Here is a 17,577-nt window from a genome sequence, read left to right as displayed (position 1 = left end):
TTGTTGAAACGAGTATCGGTGTTACGGTTTATTGCTCCTGGTGGATGGACCTTTCTGGCGTTGCTGGGGGCTGCGCTTGCCGGTTTGCTGACGGGTTGCGGAGGTTCTGCTATCTCCGCCGTGAAGGCTGGGCCGATCGTTATCGCTGGCGGGTCGACTACGCAGATCAGCTCGCTTTCGGTGGCTTCTTCGCTGCAACTGAGCATGATGCCGGTGGGCGATCCATTGAAGGCGGGCGTTGACTGGACTGTGACATGCGAGGGCAATCCGGTAACGGGCAGCGTGACCGGCGGATCCTGCGGCACGCTGTCTCCGGCGCATACCGTGGATGGTGGCACCGCCGTTTACACGGCGCCATCGCAAATTCCTATTGGCACTACGGTCACGATTATCGCGACGGTGACTGGCAATCCCGGGCAGAGCAGCAATGTGAGCCTGACTGTTACAGCGCTGCCTATCGGCGTTTCCATCACCACCGCTGTGCCCGGCACGCTGCTCCCGAACACGCAGTTAATTCTTGGAGCACAGTTGTCTAACGATCCATTCGGTGGCGGCATGGCATGGACAGCCACCTGCGGGGCGAGCGCCTGCGGTACGGTGAGTCCGGCTGTCGTCAATAACACCATATCGGGATACTTTTATTCCACCTATACGGCTCCGGCAGATGTTCCCACAGGCGGAACCGTGACGATTACTGTCACTTCGTTGACCGACACCAGCAGGTCGGCCAGCGTAATGCTAACTATCGTCAATCCGCCTGCTCCAGTTCCGGTCACGGTAAGTGTGTATCCGGCGAGCGTCAGCGTTGTGCCTGCTGGATCGGGCCGCAATGCCAGCCTGTTTGCGGTGGTTGGCAATGATGCGGCGAATGCAGGGGTTGACTGGTCGTTAAGTTGCGGCGCATCGAGCTGCGGTTCCATTACGTCGCACACGGCGAGCGGTGTTGCTGCTACTTACACCGCGCCTTCTGTCGCGCCGCCTGGCGGCATGGTCACCGTCACTGCCAAGTCGACGACTAATCCTGCCATTTCGGCATCGGCTACGGCATCCGTTATCACGGCGACGCCGATTGTCGTGACTCTCTCTACGGCCCCTCCTGCGACGCTTCAGGCGGGATTGCAAACGACGCTTGCGGCCAAGGTGGCCAACGATACGAACAATCTGGGCGTTGACTGGACGGCGACCTGCGGCGGTGTGCCATGCGGCAGCTTCAACCTGTCGCCTGCGCATACGGCCAGTACGTCGCCTATCGTTTACACGGCTCCGGCCACGGTCCCGGCGGATAGCACGGTGGTGATCACGGCTACGTCTTCTTCAACTGCTCCGTCGAATCCAGCGGTTGCAGTGGCCACGATTGTTCCTGTGAACCCTGCTATCTCGTTGACGCAGGGTCCTCCGAAATCGGGATCGGTGGTGGCGTTGACGCAGACTCCTCTGATTGCGACGGTAGCGAACGATGTTGCGCCGGGCGGCGTGAGCTGGTCGGTGCAGTGCGGCAGCACGACGCCTGGTGGGTGCGGCTGGATTCTTCCTGTTACTACGGCAAGCGGTGCTACTGCGTTTTATACAGCGCCTCCGGTGATGGCGATGGGGACCTCGGTGACGATTGCGGCGACTTCGATTGCCAATCCTCAGTCGAGTGTCAGCTCCAGCCCGGTTGCGATCGTTCCCGCCACGACTGTTTCGGTGGCGTTTGTTCCTTCGCTTCCGGCACAGGTGGCTATCAATGCAACTGTTAACCTGACCGCCGCGACGGTGAACGATGCGACCAATGCTGGCGTTGATTGGTATGTCTGTCCGAACGACTGCGGATTCTTCACCATCAAGCCTGCCATGCCGGCCATCGCGGCTACCAATACCACTCCGTATGTGCCGGCTGTTGCGGCGGTGACGGCTACCAGCGCCTCCGGCTGGTCTAACGGTTTGCCGATCCCTTACACGGCTCCTTCCGTCCCGCCAGCGTCTGGTCCGGTGGCGATTATTGCAGCCTCTCACGCCGATTCGTCCAAGGCAATTTCGGGTACGGTCGAGATCACCACAAGCACGAACGGTCCCGCGCTGAGTGGCGTTGTCTATGCCGGGGCGCAGCCGGTCAACGGAGCTTCAGTCTCTCTCTTTGCCGCAGGAACGAGCGGGTATGCTTCCGCTGCCTCTCAAGTTGCGACGGCGGTTACGGATAAGAACGGTAACTACACCGTGCCGTCCACTTATGCCTGCCCTTCGCCTGCAAGCCAGATGTATCTTGTGGCGAAGGGGGGAAGCGTTGGCAGCTTTGCCACGAATGGAAGCCTGGTTATGATGACGGCGTTGGGGAACTGTGCCAATCTGGGTTCTTCGCCGATATTTATCAACGAGGTTACTTCGGCCGCGTCCGCATATGTGACCTCGCCGTTTGCCGCCAATGATGAGCTGACAGGCAACAACAGCTATCTGTATATCGGCACGAGCAGCGGCAATCTTGCCGGGCTTGCCAATGCCTTTTCAGCCGTCAACAACTTGGTCGATATCTCCACCGGTACGGCGCGATTCGTCACGCCGGCGGGCAATGCTACGGTGCCCTTTGCCGAGCTCAATACGCTGGCTGACACGCTGAATGCCTGCACCGATTCCACAGGCGGCGTGGAAGGAGACGGCAGTTCGTGCGGCATTTTGTTTGCAGCTACGGATACGCTCGAGAGCAGCCCGCTCTACCACGCGATTGGCCCGAATGACACGCTGCAGGCCATCTTCAATGTGGCGCAGAAACCGAACGGAGGCTTCGGATATTACCCACCCTTTGGGATCGTAGGGCTGGCGACTTCCAACTCGCCATTCCAACCGATTCTTTCGGCAACGGATTTCTCGGTCACGCTTGCAAATTCCTGGCCGCTCTCGCTGCACTACACCGGTGGTGGAGGGCTCTCTCCGAGCAGCATGGTGGGTTCGTTTGCTGTGGATGGAAGTGGCAATCTCTGGATTACCGATACCAATGCCGACAGTGCGATTGAATGGAACTCCGTTGGCGCGGCGATTTCGCCCTCTACAGGTTTTGCTGCTGGAGGCGGTCCTATTGCCATCGATGCGGCCGGGAATATCTGGATTTCTGGCAATAACGCTCTGACAGAACTGACCAGCTTGGGCAGCGCCGCTCCAGGCAGCCCGTTCGGTGGCGTTCCGGGTGGCGGCGGCGATATAGCCATCGACAAGAGCGGCGATCTCTGGATCACCAATCCTGCGGGCGTGAACGAGTTCAACAGCCTTGGCGTGCCGGTCTCGCCGCAGGCTGGATTTATCAACGATGGAGTTACGCAAGTCGCGGCTGTGGGCATCGATAGTTCGAACAATGTGTGGTTGGGAACGCAGGTAGGGTCGCTGGACGAACTCACAAATCCAGGCGGCCAATTCATTGTCACTAGCTCTGAAGGTATGGGGGGCGCGATTTATCCGCAGATGGCTCCCGATCCGGCAGGGGACATATGGTTCCTGACCCAGCACGAACTTTGCGAGGCGACACCCTTCACCGGCGGGCAAGGCGCACAACTGATTCCTAACTGCTACAACGAGGAACTCGATCCCGATGAATTTGACGTGCTGCCTTTTTATAACGCACGGGGGGTTGCGCTCGATGGCGCGGGCACGCTCTGGGTGGCAAGCCAGGGCGGCGGGCAATCTCCCATTGGACCGAGCCTCCTTCTATTTGCGCCGAGTGAAGTTGCGTCCACTACCACTTTGGCTTCTCCGGCGCTGACTGCCGGGCCATTGCGCGTGGCTGTGGATGGCTCAGGGAATGTGTGGGTGCTGCTTGCCGACAACTCCGTGATCGAGCATGTTGGCGCAGCCGTGCCGGCGGTAACGCCCGTTGCGGCTGCGCTCAAGAACGGCAAGCTAGGGGCAAAACCGTGAATTGGAGCGAGGATATTGTCGCGTCCTATTCCTATTCATGTTCAGGATATTCATGCTCGGCATATACGAGTTCAGGAGAAGAAAAGTGATTCGGAGTTTCGTGTGTTCGCGAATGACAGGCATTGCTCTGCTGGCTTGCCTGGTGGCCGTTTCCGGCTGCTCGTCGGGAGGCTCGACGTCGAAGATTCAAATGGGGCCGGTTACGTTTACTAACCTGATTGGGGCTCCCGTTCCGACGCCTCCGCAGTCGCTTACGGTGGGGCACGGAACGTATGTGGATGTGACGCTGACTGACGATCCGCAGTTGCTGGGCGCCGACTGGACTGCATACTGCGGAAGCGCTTTGCCTCCCGGCTCACCGCTGCCCCCGGGATATACACAGGACGAATCCTGCGGCACCTTCACGCCTGGACATACGATCAGCGGTCCGATACCCAGCTATCTTACGAGCGCTTCAGGATATGTGACGTTCTATACAGCTCCCTCCGCGCCGCCCTCGAATGGGACGGTCACGCTCTACGCTTTGGCGGCTGCCGATCACAGTAAATTCTCCACAGTGACGCTGACCATCGGAGGGCTTCCGATCTCGGTCGGCTTTGCCCCTGAGCCGCCGGCGACGCTGCAGGCTGGCGCGTCTACGTCTTTCAAAGCTGTGCTCTACAACGACAACGGCAACGCGGGCGTGACATGGTCCGTGCTTTGCTCTTCGACCGACTGCGGCTCCTTTGATCCGGTGAAGACCACCAGCGGAGTTACGACCACTTATACGGCGCCCGCCTCAGCGCCTACCGGCGGAACGGTGAAAGTGACTGCCACATCGGTTGCCGATCCCACAAAGGCCGCGAGCGCCACCATTTCGATTGATTAGCGAAAAGTTTACTGCCACAAGACAGGCCAAGGAGAAAACAGATGAATGGGTTGAGGAAGATATTGGTTGTAATGCTTGTGGGGTCCTTCGCGGCAGCACACGCGCAGAATAGCGCAAGCCCCGTGGCCAAGCCTGCTACAGCAAAGACAGCGAGAGCGGCAAAAGCGAAGGCAAAGACGCCGGAAGAATTGCTGCTGGAACAACTGGATGAGAAGCTGCACAAGCTCGATGATCTGAGCCAGAAGTATGACCAGGTTCAGCAGAAGGTAGATGCGCTCCAACAGCAATTGACGTCGCGCGACGCTGAGTTGGAGCAGTCCCGCAAGGATGCGGCTGCAATGAAGCTGGAGCTGGATGCAGCGCTGGCGGCTATCGGTCCGGACGGCGCTTCGGTTACGAAGATGGAAACCGACGTTGCCAATCTGCGAGCCGCTTCCAGCTCGTTGACAACGCAGGTTGCGGCTACCGAACAGGCGACGAAGAAGCTGCAAACTGCGGATACGATCCATTTCAAGGGCATTGAACTTAAGCCGGGCGGGTTCGTGGCCGGTGAAACCGTGAGCCGTCAACGCGCCACAGGCGGCGATGTGAATACGCCGTTCTCGAGCATTCCTTTTGCGGGTCAGACGGCTGGAGTGCTCTCCGAGTTCAATGCCAGCGGACGTCAGTCGCGGATTTCGCTGCTGGCCGAAGGCAAGCTGCCTACGGGCACGATGCGCGGCTACTGGGAAGCGGACTTTCTTTCTGCGGGCACCACTTCGAACAACAACCAGAGCAATAGCTATACGCTGCGGCAACGCCAGGCCTGGGCGCAGTTTGAGATGAACAATGGCTGGAACCTGACAGGTGGCCAGATGTGGTCGCTGGCTACGGAATACCGTCATGGCCTGTCGAACAACGCCGAAGCTACTCCGTTGACCATCGATGCGCAGTACAACGTCGGCTTTACGTGGGAGCGGCAATATGGCTTCCGCGCGGTCAAGAAATTCGGTAACAAGTTCTGGCTGGGAGGTGCTGTTGAAGAGGCGCAGACACTGAACATTGGCGGGCACAATCTTCCGACCATCGCCTTTCAGGAAGTGGGTACTGGCGGGGGCTTGTATAACCCTACTGCTAACTACAGCTTTAACTATGCTCCTGACTTGATTGCCAAGGCTGCTTATGAAACTAACTGGGGACATTTCGAAGTCTTCGGTGTCGGGCGTTTCTTCCGCGACCGCGTTTATCCGAACGGGCCTGCTCCTGCTGGCGCGACGCAGCCGGTATCGCCCTCGGCGCTCGGCGCTTTTACGGATAAGACCGAGGGTGGCGGCGCAGGTGTGAATGCGCGTGTGGCCCTGTTCTCGAAGACGCTGGAGATTGGCGCGCATGTTCTGGCGGGCAATGGTATTGGCCGTTACAGCACCAGCACCCTGCCGGATGCGACGGCACATCCTGACGGCTCGCTGGCTCTGCTTACGGGCGGTTCGGGGCTCGGTTCGATGGAGTGGCATGTGTCTCCACGTTTTGATATCTACGGTTACTACGGCGGCGAATATGCCAAGCGCGCTTATTACAACACGGGGCTGATCAACACTACAGCCGGCCCAACGCTGGGTCAGCCGATCCTGACCGGGTACGGAGCCCCGACTAACATCGTCTCCGGCTGTTATACCGAGGTGTTGCCGGTTTCTTCACCGAATGGCGGTGGTACCGTGCCCGGCGCTGCGACTAACTGCAATGCCGATACGCGCAATATTCAGGAAGGCACGTTCGGTTACTGGTTCCGCTTCTACAGGGGCGTTCGCGGGACGCTGCAGCAGGGCATCCAGTACTCCTATGCGGAACGGCGCACCTGGCAGGGCATTGGCGATCCACTGGCCGATGTGACTAACTCGCCGAAGGCCATCGACAACATGTGGTTCACGTCCTTCCGCTACTACCTGCCGCAGTAGCTGGTAGTAGCGCAAAGATCTGCCCCCTGAAACCTGATCCCTGAAACTGGAGCTAAGACGTAGATGTTTCGACTTTTTCCTCGGCGGTTTTATCTGCTGGCACTCGCGGTCCTATTCTGCAGCGTGCTCCTCCCGGCACAGGAGACGACGGGCCGTGTCTCCGGCCAGGTCACCGATCAGGCGGAAAAGGCGATCCCGGGCGCAACCGTTCAGGTGGTGAATCAGGAAACACTCACGACGCGGGAGGCTAAGTCGGACGGGGAGGGAAACTACGCCGTGCACTCGCTGCCCGCCGGGCGTTACCAGATCATTGTCCAGGCAGACGGATTCAGCCGCAGGGCGAGTGAGGTTCTGACCCTTGCTTCCGGGCAGGCCATCGTCTTCAACGCCAAGATGACGGTCGGTGAGGTGAATGCGAATGTCGAAATCACTGAAGGCGAAACTGCCCAGTTGGATACAAGCACCGCTTCCATTTCGACAACCCTGGGATCACAGGAAGTTACCGGATACAGTCTGAATGGGCGTAATTTTTCGCAGCTCATTACTATCGCTCCCGGCGTCAGCAATCAGACCGGGCAGGACGAGGCTAAAGTAGGCGTGGCAGGCAGCGCGAAGTATAGCGTGAATGGAGGCCGCGTCGAATACAACACCTTCGAAGTGGACGGCAGCGATGTTTTGAATACCAGCATCAACGCCAGTCGCGGGCAGGGTGAGCCGCTGATGGTCTATCCCAGCATCGACGCCATTCAGGACATGAAGGTGCTTACCGCGAATTACAGTGCTCTCTATGGTAAGAGCGCTTCAGGCAGCGTGCTTATCTCGACTAAGTCGGGCACGGATAAATTTCATGGCAATGCGTATGGCTTTCTTCGCAATGAGATATTCAATGCCAGGAATTACTTCGATCAGCCGGATGCTGAGCCGCAGGGCTATCAGGGTAAGTTGAAGTATCGTACGCCGCTATATCGTCGGCTCGACTTTGGTGGAACCATTGGCGGCCCGCTGATTATTCCTCATATCTACGACAGTGCTACTCCGAAGACCTTCTTCTTTTTCTCCGAAGAGATTCGGCGTGAGAAGACGCCGGTCGACTACAACCAAGCCGTGCCGACGATGGCGGAGCGGTCTGGAGATTTTACCGATGTCTGTCCAACCCTTATTCCGGGAGGCCCAACGACTTTCAATCCAACGAATTTTCCCGACTGCCCCCAGGCCCCCAGTGCAAGCGGGAATGCAGGCGTTGGTATCAGAATTCCGGTAGATTACATCAGTAGTGCGATTCTTAACTCGGGGCTGATCCCGGCGCCTAACTCGGCCAGTGGATGTAATAGCACCAATCCGTCGCCGCTTTTTCATTGCTATGTTGGAAGTGTTTCTCCGCCGACGCACTGGCGGGAAGAGTTATTTCGTATCGACCACGATGTCAACGCGCACAATCGCTTGTCGTTTCGCTATGTGCATGATGCGTGGGATACGGTTACGCTGGCTCCGCAATGGGGCGTGGTGCATAACAGCTTTCCTACAGTCGAGAATCAATTGAACGGGCCTGGTCTGGATATGGTGCTCATGCTGGCGCAGAGTTTGCCGCATGGATTCGTCAACCTGATTTCCGCAGGCTATGCCGTGGAGCATATTTCCTTGTTCCCACAGCCTGGGCCGGGAGTTTCCTCGCTCGGCCGGCCGCTAACGCTGGATAATCCCGCAGCTACCGGAGGTTCGCCGATAGCTGGAGCGCCGCAATGCTCGCTATTTACTAACTCAAGTACGGTGTCTTATCCAGGGTCTATTACCGAGTGCCCGATGGGGTATATCTTTAACAACGGTTTTGGTGGTAGCAATAACAGTGCTGGCAGCGGTAAGTTGCCGGGGTTGGTCTTTCAGGGAACCAACGGCGCCTACGGCGGCCACGGCTTTGCCGCCGATACGGGGTATGCGCCGTGGAACCAGTCCAATCCTACCTTCAACATTCGCGACGACGCCAGCAAGACCATCGGCAAGCATCTTTTGCAATTTGGTTTCTGGGGTGTCTATGTACAGCAGAACGAGTTGAGCGCAGTTACTGGCGCTAACTCCGGCGACTTACAAGGTGAGCTGACCTTCAGCAATCAGCAGTCTAAGTACACGTCGGGAAATGCCTTCGCGGACTTCCTTGCGGGTTCGGGAACCGAATCCGACAGTTATGGCACCAACTTTCTGGCGCTTGGCGGCATCAAGAGCTTCACACAGGACAGCGGCCAGGTCAGATACTACAGCCGATACCGCAGCGCCGATCTCTATCTTCAGGACGACTGGCGCGTACGGCCTAACCTGACTGTCAACATCGGTTTGCGCGCAAGTCTTCTCGGCGCCTGGTACAACCCGAGAAACACGGCCTACAACTGGGAGCAGGGAGCATTCAGCCAGGTGGTTGGCTCCTCCATTCATATCGACCAGTCTCTTGGCAACCTGGTGCAGAATTCTACTGGCGCCGCGGTTCCTCTATCCCGTACAGGACCGTACAGCCTTGCGTCTCTCGATCCCTCGATCACTAATGGACTTGTGCAGTGCGGCGTTAAGGGAGTGCCCAATACCTGCATGTCCAACTCGGTCTTTCATCCCTCGCCGCGCGTCGGTTTTTCGTGGGATCCGCGAGGCGACGGCAAGACCGCCATTCGCGCCGGATACGGTCTCTTCTGGGAGCATGGAACCGGTTATGAAGCCAATGTCGGCTCGCTGATCGGCAGCGCGCCGCTGGTGCTCAGCGAGACGCAATCGAATATACAAGGCAAGGGAATTTCCCCCGCGACAGGGACTTCTCCCGCATACAACATGTACAACCTGATCGGGCTTTCCTGTCAGAATGGCATGACACAGTGCGGCGTAAACACACCTCCTCCATGCAGTGCCAACGCTAATACGCCCTGCGGCGCTACCTTTCCTTTGAACGTTACCTCGATTCCCACCAAGGCGGTGTATTCCTACACGCAACAGTGGAGCCTGAGCATTGAGCATCAGCTCGGCAAGGCGATGGTGGGGCAGATTGCTTATGTCGGCACCAAGGGAACGCATCTGACTGCGGTGCGTGACCTCAACCAATTACAGCCGCTCAGCAACAGCCTGAATCCTTTTCCGCAGGGACAGCCCCTGAACAGGGGAAACTGCTCACCCGACGGGTCGGGTGTCTATCCCATCCTGGGAACCAACGCTCCCGGTGGTCCGGTGACCGTTCCCACATCGCCCGGTATCGGTCCCACCGATCCCGGTTATGTGAACATGGTCGTCGCCTGTACGGGCAATGCGGCCAACAAGACAGGTCTAAGCCCCGATGTACTGCGGCCGTATCTTGGCTTCAGCAATATCATCTCCGTGCAGAATGTAGCGGACTCGGAATACAACGCGCTACAGGGCACGCTGCGCGAGACGACCAAGACATTGACGGTCGGCCTCGCTTACACCTATAGTCACTCGCTCGACGACTCCTCCGACCGCTCCTCGGCCAACTTTGCCAATTCGCTCGATATTCACTCCAATCACGCCAGTTCGGATATCGACCAGCGGCACATGCTGAACGTGTATTACATCTACAGCCTTCCCTTCATGCGCCTGCTGAGCGGGTTCACACACCTGGCGGTAAGAGGTCGTGATGACGACGCGGACCTCTCGCCCAATACACCGGAATCATCAGACGCAGATACAAAATCCCCTGTAAGTTTCTCGCCGCTTTTGAAGACGCTTCTGGACCAGTGGCAGCTCAGCGGCATCACCATCTATCAAACTGGCACGCCCTTCAGCGTTATCAACGGTGGCGGTGGAGATGGCACCGGATCAGCCGACAACGCCGGCGTAGGGGACGGGTTGGGTATCGGCTCCTATGCCGACGTCATCGGCAAAGTAGGCAGCGGCAAGCCTTTCGTAGCACAGAGCGCCAACAACGTCGGCCCGCTGCTGCTGAATCCAGGGGCCTTCGCTGCGCCGCGCGGACTGACGTTCGGCGACTCGGGGCGCAACGATCTCAACAACCCATCGAGACTGAACTTCAATATGTCGCTCTTCAAACACTTCAAGCCCTTCCATGAACGCCTGGACATCGAATTTCGGGCCGAGAGCTTCAATATCTTCAATCACACCCAGTTCCGAATTACCGATCCTGCCAATCCCGGCAACACCGGCAACAATGTCATTAACTGCTACGGCTCGCAGACCCAGCTCTATTCCGCCGGCGCGACGGGTTGCCTTGCGGGCAGCTCGTTCCTGCACCCGGTTGATGCGCACGATCCGCGCATCTTGCAATTCAGCCTGAAGGGCAACTTCTAACATGAGAGGTGAGGGAATGGAGCTCGCGATTTCGAGTAAGAGTAAGGCGTGGGGTTTGTCCTGGGCTATGAATAGGTCGGCCACCTTGCTGTGCGTGATCCCGGTGTTACTCTGGACCGCTGGATGCGGGGGCAGCAATGGCGGCCAGATTTCCACATCGCCAAGTAGTCCGCAGGTCTACTTTGCTCCGTCTGTCGGCGGCAACAGCCAGCAGATACTGTCCGTGGACGACACCAACGGTATATTCACACAGACCCAATACGGAACGCAGATTGGGCCCGGACCGCAGGTGATCGACACCGGTGTTCTCTCGATCGATCAGCACGGCCTGCGCAGCCTGGGCATTCTGAACAATTATGCGTTCTCAAGCACGACCGGTATCTATGAGCCGGTGACCTATCCCGCTACCTCTCCGGAAGAAGGCAGCTTCGCTGTTGAACTCCCTAACCAGGCAGGCGGGTTCGCGTTGCTGACGGGCGAGCCACTGATGCCGCTCATGAATGCATCGCAGTGTCCCAGTCTGAGTACAGCGCAAACGTATTTGTACCTCACTATTCCGGGCGCACTGGCTCCGGTCGATGGAGAGCAGGAATACGGTGGCTGGAACCCGGCAACCGACACCGCTTACGGCAGCGTCGATATCAGCACCTCAGGAGGTACGGTCAAGTTCCTGAACAATGTACAGTACATTCTGCCTACGGCTCCGGGGCTTGCGGCGGTAGCGCCCACGCAACCTGGCGCCTCCACGGCAACCGGAACCTGCGCCCCCACGCTCGAAGGAAATCTCATCAATGCGCCGGGGCAGTTGATCATTACTGATCCTGGCGGACAACCCACCTATACCCCGCAAGCCATCATGGGCATCGGCCCGAGCGGCCTATTGGTTGAGAACGATAGTCCTACCAACCCTAGCCCGGGAACCGTCTCTTCGCTCAACTACAACAACCTTCTTGGCGCGGGCACCGGTGCTGTTGGAATCCCCAAACCCTCGTGCACGGCTGGACAGCCCAATTCATCGTGCGCGGTCGACACAAGCTCGTTGACCGGCGCGAAGTATCTCGGCTTTATCTACAGCGCCGGCTACTTTTCCAACAACCAGATCATAGGCCAGGCCACGCACGTTGCCTCCTTCGGCTATTCCAGTTGTCCCTCCGTGTATCCTGCGAGCAGTACAGTGATCTACGGTGGAGACTTTTCCAATGACGATCCCTCAGCTTCGATGAGCGGATACGGCAACTGCGACTTCGCCGTTGACCTCGGACCGCAGGATCCAACGACCGACGGTCTTTATCCTCAGGCAACCGTCTCGGTCGGCTTGTCTTACGCAGGCAACACTACAGGCAAAACCTATTCTTTTTCCGCCGTCGCCATCGCAGGACAACTTAACAGCACGAACGCTATCTTCGTCATCGGGGTGGATTCTACCGAACCGTGGTCGATCTATCTGCTGCAGTCAAAGTAGCTTGAAGCAGAGTTTGCATCGAATGCAGAAGCTCCGGCTCCGTGTAAAGTCGAGCGACAATGGCGATGTGACTTTTATTCGATTCGGTAAGCAAAGTCGATTGAGCAGTCGAATAAATCAATAGTTTAGCGATCTACCGTCTCCAGGCATCCAGACTGCATGACCATTTTTCAAGAATGGTCATGCAGTCTGGATGCCCAGAGAACAGTTATGTCATTGTTCCAAGACTGTGTTCCAGGCTTGTATTCCAGAATTGTGATCTGCTTGTGCTGCGGACCCTCATAAAAATCATAGCCGGACGGAATAAATTCCGATCTTCGTAGTTTCCATCATTGCGGATCCTTTTGAGGGTTCTATGGAGATTACGAATGGCAAATGAAGATGCGTTGATTCAAGACGAATTGAAGAAACCGACCGGCGATGGAATCGATCGCAGAAATTTTCTTGAGTGCATGGCCTGGGCGGGTACAGGCCTGGTTTGGTCGGTTATTGGAGGCGTGCCAGCTTCCAGGCTGCTTGGGCAAACTCCGAAGGGTGCCTCAGGTTCGATAGGCCGAGTTGAGGATTTCTCGTTCGTGCAGATCAGCGATAGCCACATTGGCTTTAACAAGGGTGCAAACCCTGATGTAACAGGCACGTTGAAGAAAGCCATCGACCGCGCCAACCTGGCTGCGCCCAGCATGGCTATCCCGGACTTCATGCTCCATACCGGAGATATCACCCAGAATTCAAAGGCATCTGAATTTGATACTGCGTCTCAAATCATCAAAGGCTTTAAGAAAGATATCTTTTACGTGCCGGGTGAGCACGATTTCATCGATGACGGAGACCAATATAAGCAGCGCTTCGGAAAGGGAACGGTCGGCAATGGCTGGTACAGCTTTAATCACAAGGGCGTTCACTTCGTAGGGCTCAACAACTGCGTCCAGGTGGACGCAATGGGAAACCTCGGCGCTGACCAGATTGCATGGTTGAAATCCGATCTAGCTGGACTAAGCAGCTCTACTCCTATCGTGGTCTTCGCCCACATTCCTCTTTGGATGGTGTATGAGAAATGGGGCTGGGGCACGCACGATGGAGAGCAGGCTCTTGCAATGTTGAAGCGTTTCGGCTCGGTAACTGTCCTGAATGGCCATATTCATCAGATCGTGCAGAAAGTCGAGGGCAACGTTGCGTTCCATACGGCGATGGCGACTGCGTTCCCGCAACCAGCTCCTGGAACTGCTCCAAACCCTGGACCCATGATGGTACCCGCAGGAAAGCTCGAAAGCGTGCTCGGAGTAACGAACGTGAAGGTTGTTCGCGGACACAGCCATCTTGCCGTCGTTGACCATTCTTTGGCGGAAAACGCATGAACAGGACGAAAATACTGAGCGTCGTGGCGATTCTATTTGCCACGTCGCTCGGCGTCTCATACATACATCCATTCGGCAATCCTCACGCTGTCACACAACAGCCGCGAGAAGCGCTGTTGCAGGATGCGGCGATGCCCGATGCTGCAAAGCGGGTTCTCATCAACAAGTGTGCAGACTGCCATTCCCAAGCAACGCATTGGCCTGTGTATTCTCATCTCGCTCCGATGTCCTGGCTGGTTGAAAGAGACATCGTCGTAGGGCGTCAACATCTTAACCTCACGCACTGGAAAGAACTCCCCAGCGATAAGCAGGAGGTGCTGTCGGCAGAGATTGTTCAGCAAGCGAAGAAGAGGTCTATGCCTTTGCCTCAGTATCTGCTTCTGCACTGGGATGCGAGACTCTCGGAGTCCGATGTCGCCGCACTCTCATCGCTCACAGCGGGCGGCGCAACCGATGTTGGAGGAACCCACACCGGAGACGCTGCACAAGGGAAGTCGCTCTTCGAAAGGCGTTGCACTGGCTGTCATGCTCTGGATTCAGATCGTGAAGGCCCGCACCTCCGTGGCGCTTTTGGTAGAAAGGCCGGTTCTGTCCCAGGCTTCAGTTATTCGCCTGCTTTAAAGAACTCGGGAGTCAATTGGAATGAGGCCACTCTTGAACGATGGCTTCAGGATAGTGACGCGATGGTACCCAATAGCGCTATGGGCTTCAGTGTGCCAAAGGCCCAGAATCGCGCCGACCTTATCGCGTTTCTGAAATCTGTGAAATGAGCAGCAATACAAAGCTTCTTCAACTAGCAGGCTCATGGGCTCGGAGGGAAAAGCCCGCCGAGTCTCAGATAAACCGACGTTAAATTAGGAGAGAGTCGAGACGATATCGATTTATTACAAGAACAGATAGCCCTCAGTCGGTGTGCAATATACAAGCAGATATTGAGTGAGCGGAAGCAACCGTACGCAGGGTGCCGAGGGACTCTGCGCACTGCTGCTGTCCTCTGGTCTTCGCGTTTCCATTAATGACTATGGCGTGCATTGATTCACCAACGGCCTTGCGAGCCCGCGACAGACGTGACATCACTGTGCCAAGCGGGATCGACAGAGCTTCTGCGGTTTCACGGTAGGATGCCCCCTGTAGATCGCACAACACGAAGACGTCGCGGAGGATGATCGGCAATCGTTGTACTGCTGCTTGAACCGCATCCAGCAGGGCACGATCAATCAAGATCGCGACGGGGTCCAGAGATCTGGATGGCAACTTTGCCAGGCACTCGTCAGCGTTGAACACGGCTACATGCAGGCGGTACTGAGCGCTCATACGCGAGCTCAGGAATGTGTTCCTTAAAATGCAAAAGATCCAGGCGCGGAAGTTGCTGCCGGGCTTAAACGTTGCGAAGCCGCGAAATGCCTTGAGATAGGTGTCCTGGACAAGGTCTTCGGCATCCGTTTTGCTCCTGGTCAGCCAGTGCGCGAAACGGTACACCGAGTCGAAGAGCGGGAGAGCCAGCTCCTCGAAGTTGGGGGAGGGGTTGCAACATGGCAGGGAAGGGGCGCAGGAACCGGCTACTGAGTTCGCGCTGATTTCAACATGTGTCAAGACTACTCTCCTGGTGCGGCGTCATTTGGCCGCTGATTTCGGACCTCATTGAGGCCAATCTCCCAGACCCGAAGACCCCGGTCAATGCACTCCAGATGGTTTCTGTATTCCCAAATCCTTCCCTATTAAGCCTTTAAGGCTTAGTGGCTTAGCCGTCGATCTTCCCTTGGAGGACAAATGCTAGACTCGGTGGTAATGGTGGCGCCAAAGCGGCTGTTGTCGGCGAAACGATTCGGAGTCTACGAGGTCACTTTGCGTTCGGGAGAATTGCGCAAAGCGGGTAAGTTGATCCGTGTCCAAAGTCAACCCATGAGGGTTCTACAGATACTGCTGGAGCATCCAGGGGAAGTCGTCACCAGGGAGGAATTGTGCAACCAGCTCTGGCCTGGGGAGAGCTTTGGCGATTTCGACCAGGCAGTGAATGCAGCGATCGCAAAGCTGCGAAGCGTACTCGGGGACTCGGCGGACAATCCGCGATTTATCGAGACTCTTCCCAAGCTCGGGTACAGGTTTCTGCCTGAGGTCGTATTAGAGTATGCAGAGCCTGCTGTAGATTCCGAGACGCCGAGTGAGCCAAAGCAATCTGATCCCGAGCAATCCTACACAGAGCTCCCCCGTCAGCCTGCGTCTGTGTCGTCTGCAGCCTTGGCAGGTCGCGTCAGACGCCCCGCCATTTGGATAGCGCTGGCTGTCGTGTTGCTGATCGGTGTAGCCGGACTTGCGTTTTGGCAATACCAATTGAAGCATGGCTCAATGTCGAAGATTCGATCCCTGGCAGTCCTTCCATTAGAGAATCTTTCAGGCGATGCTTCGCAAGACTACTTCGCCGATGGAATGACCGATGAGTTGATTACGGATTTAGCCCAGATCCGAACCCTGCGAGTCATCTCGCGCACTTCAACTTTGAAGTATAAAAACACGCGCAAGTCGCTGCCCGAGATTGCGCGCGACTTGAATGTTGATGCTGTCGTGGAGGGCAGCGCGGTGCGGTCTGGGGATCGAGTTCGCATCACAGCGCAACTGATCCGTGCGTCTACGGACCAGCACTTATGGGCAGAAAGCTACGAAGGCGATATGAGCGACAGTCTGGCCCTGCAAAAAAAAGTGGCGCGTGCCATCGCTGAGCAGATTCGTATCGAACTGACTCCGCAGGAAGAAGGTGTTCTAGAAAGCGCCAGGACAGTGGACCCCGCAGCTTACGAAGACTATCTCCGGGGACGCTACTTCTGGAACCAACGAACGGCTGACGGGCTGGAGCGTGCAGTCGAGTATTTTAATCAGGCGATTGCCAAGGATCCGAATTACGCACAGGCCTACAGCGGGTTGGCCGACACGTATGCACTATTGGGCGACTGGCAATACGCCACAATGACCACGAGAGAAGCCCTGCCAAAGGCCAAGGCAGCGGCGACCAAGGCACTGCAAATTGATAACACACTGAGCGAAGCCCATACGTCGCTCGCTTTTACTCTTGATGGATTCGACTGGGATCTGAAAGGAGCCGGAAGGGAGTTTGAGCAAGCGATAGTTCTTAATCCCGGATACGCAACGGCCCATCACTGGTATGCGTGGCACCTCGCACTTTTAGCGCGATACGACGAAGCTATGGTGGAGATGCGCAAAGCACAGAATCTGGATCCACTATCCCTCATTATCAATGCTGATCTCGCAGAACTACTACTGATTGCGCATCGGAACGAGGAGTCCATCCAACAGAGCCAGAGGACCATTGAGATGGATCCAGACTTCGCGATGGCCCACAATCAATTGGCACAGGCCTATCTTGCCAAGCACATGCCAGACAAGGCTATCCCTGAACTGAAAAAGGCGATTGATCTCTCCGGAGGCAGCCCCACCTCCGAGGCAAACCTGGCGCGAGCGTATGTCGCTGTTGGAGACCGCAACAAAGCCGTCGAACTAATTGGCGAGTTGCAGGAAAGCTCGCGTCCAGGTTTTTCTCACGCTGCGGAGATCGCTACTATCTACGCGGCGCTCGGCAAGAAAGACCAGGCCATGAACTGGCTCGAAAAAGGAGCCGAAGAAAAGTTCAATCCGGGCGTGCTGATACGGCCCGGTTTCGATCCCATGCGTTCTGATCCTCGCTTTCAGGCTCTCCTGCGTCGCATTGGTCTGCCGCAGTAGCATTGTGAGCCGAGAATCTGAGAACCGGGAATTCGATACTTACGTTTC

The 17,577-nt window shown here is 56.8% G+C and carries 9 protein-coding genes; 8 read left to right on the top strand and 1 reads right to left on the bottom strand.

Going from position 1 to position 17,577, the window contains the following annotated elements; genetic code table 11:
- Positions 1-18 precede the first annotated feature (18 nt).
- The 7 genes from OHL19_RS13065 (at position 19) to OHL19_RS13035 (ending at position 14,564) form a co-directional block, all read left to right on the top strand.
- Positions 19-3,882 carry a hypothetical protein gene (locus OHL19_RS13065; protein ID WP_263358139.1) on the top strand — a complete coding sequence of 1,288 codons (3,864 nt, stop codon included), beginning with the start codon at positions 19-21 and terminating at the stop codon, positions 3,880-3,882.
- Positions 3,883-3,967: 85 nt separating this feature from the next.
- Complete coding sequence (locus OHL19_RS13060) at positions 3,968-4,750, top strand: hypothetical protein (protein ID WP_263358138.1); 783 nt, start codon at positions 3,968-3,970, stop codon at positions 4,748-4,750.
- A 41-nt stretch (positions 4,751-4,791) separates the two neighbouring features.
- Positions 4,792-6,684 carry a hypothetical protein gene (locus OHL19_RS13055; protein WP_263358137.1) on the top strand — a complete coding sequence of 631 codons (1,893 nt, stop codon included), beginning with the start codon at positions 4,792-4,794 and terminating at the stop codon, positions 6,682-6,684.
- 63 nt (positions 6,685-6,747) lie between these two features.
- Positions 6,748-10,977, top strand: a complete 4,230-nt coding sequence (locus tag OHL19_RS13050; RefSeq protein ID WP_263358136.1) for a TonB-dependent receptor — start codon at positions 6,748-6,750, stop codon at positions 10,975-10,977.
- Between the two features lie 67 nt (positions 10,978-11,044).
- Complete coding sequence (locus tag OHL19_RS13045) at positions 11,045-12,439, top strand: hypothetical protein (RefSeq protein ID WP_263358135.1); 1,395 nt, start codon at positions 11,045-11,047, stop codon at positions 12,437-12,439.
- Between the two features lie 368 nt (positions 12,440-12,807).
- Positions 12,808-13,794 carry a metallophosphoesterase family protein gene (locus OHL19_RS13040; protein WP_263358134.1) on the top strand — a complete coding sequence of 329 codons (987 nt, stop codon included), beginning with the start codon at positions 12,808-12,810 and terminating at the stop codon, positions 13,792-13,794.
- Positions 13,791-14,564 carry a heme-binding domain-containing protein gene (locus tag OHL19_RS13035; protein ID WP_263358133.1) on the top strand — a complete coding sequence of 258 codons (774 nt, stop codon included), beginning with the start codon at positions 13,791-13,793 and terminating at the stop codon, positions 14,562-14,564. The genes OHL19_RS13040 and OHL19_RS13035 overlap by 4 nt, the downstream gene beginning before the upstream one ends.
- A gap of 133 nt (positions 14,565-14,697) precedes the next feature.
- On the opposite strand, the gene OHL19_RS13030 is transcribed toward OHL19_RS13035, so the two are convergent.
- Complete coding sequence (locus tag OHL19_RS13030) at positions 14,698-15,387, bottom strand: RNA polymerase sigma factor (RefSeq protein ID WP_263358132.1); 690 nt, start codon at positions 15,385-15,387, stop codon at positions 14,698-14,700.
- Between the two features lie 177 nt (positions 15,388-15,564).
- On the opposite strand from OHL19_RS13030, the gene OHL19_RS13025 reads away from it, so the two are divergent.
- The gene (locus OHL19_RS13025; protein WP_263358131.1) at positions 15,565-17,529 is read left to right on the top strand and encodes a winged helix-turn-helix domain-containing protein; all 1,965 of its coding nucleotides are present in this window, start codon (positions 15,565-15,567) and stop codon (positions 17,527-17,529) included.
- Positions 17,530-17,577 lie beyond the last annotated feature (48 nt).

Origin of the sequence: Acidicapsa ligni (assembly GCF_025685655.1) — a bacterium.
Lineage (GTDB): Bacteria > Acidobacteriota > Terriglobia > Terriglobales > Acidobacteriaceae > Acidicapsa > Acidicapsa ligni.
Note: the sequence above shows the minus strand (reverse complement) of the source record. Positions and strands in the feature narration are given on the sequence as shown.

What these genes read in the sequence shown, in the direction of transcription:
- OHL19_RS13055 (WP_263358137.1), top strand. Translation starts at nt 4,792, where the DNA reads ATGAATGGGTTGAGGAAGATATTGGTTGTAATGCTTGTGGGGTCCTTC.
- OHL19_RS13050 (WP_263358136.1), top strand. Translation starts at nt 6,748, where the DNA reads ATGTTTCGACTTTTTCCTCGGCGGTTTTATCTGCTGGCACTCGCGGTC.
- OHL19_RS13045 (WP_263358135.1), top strand. Translation starts at nt 11,045, where the DNA reads ATGAATAGGTCGGCCACCTTGCTGTGCGTGATCCCGGTGTTACTCTGG.
- OHL19_RS13040 (WP_263358134.1), top strand. Translation starts at nt 12,808, where the DNA reads ATGGCAAATGAAGATGCGTTGATTCAAGACGAATTGAAGAAACCGACC.
- OHL19_RS13035 (WP_263358133.1), top strand. Translation starts at nt 13,791, where the DNA reads ATGAACAGGACGAAAATACTGAGCGTCGTGGCGATTCTATTTGCCACG.
- OHL19_RS13025 (WP_263358131.1), top strand. Translation starts at nt 15,565, where the DNA reads ATGCTAGACTCGGTGGTAATGGTGGCGCCAAAGCGGCTGTTGTCGGCG.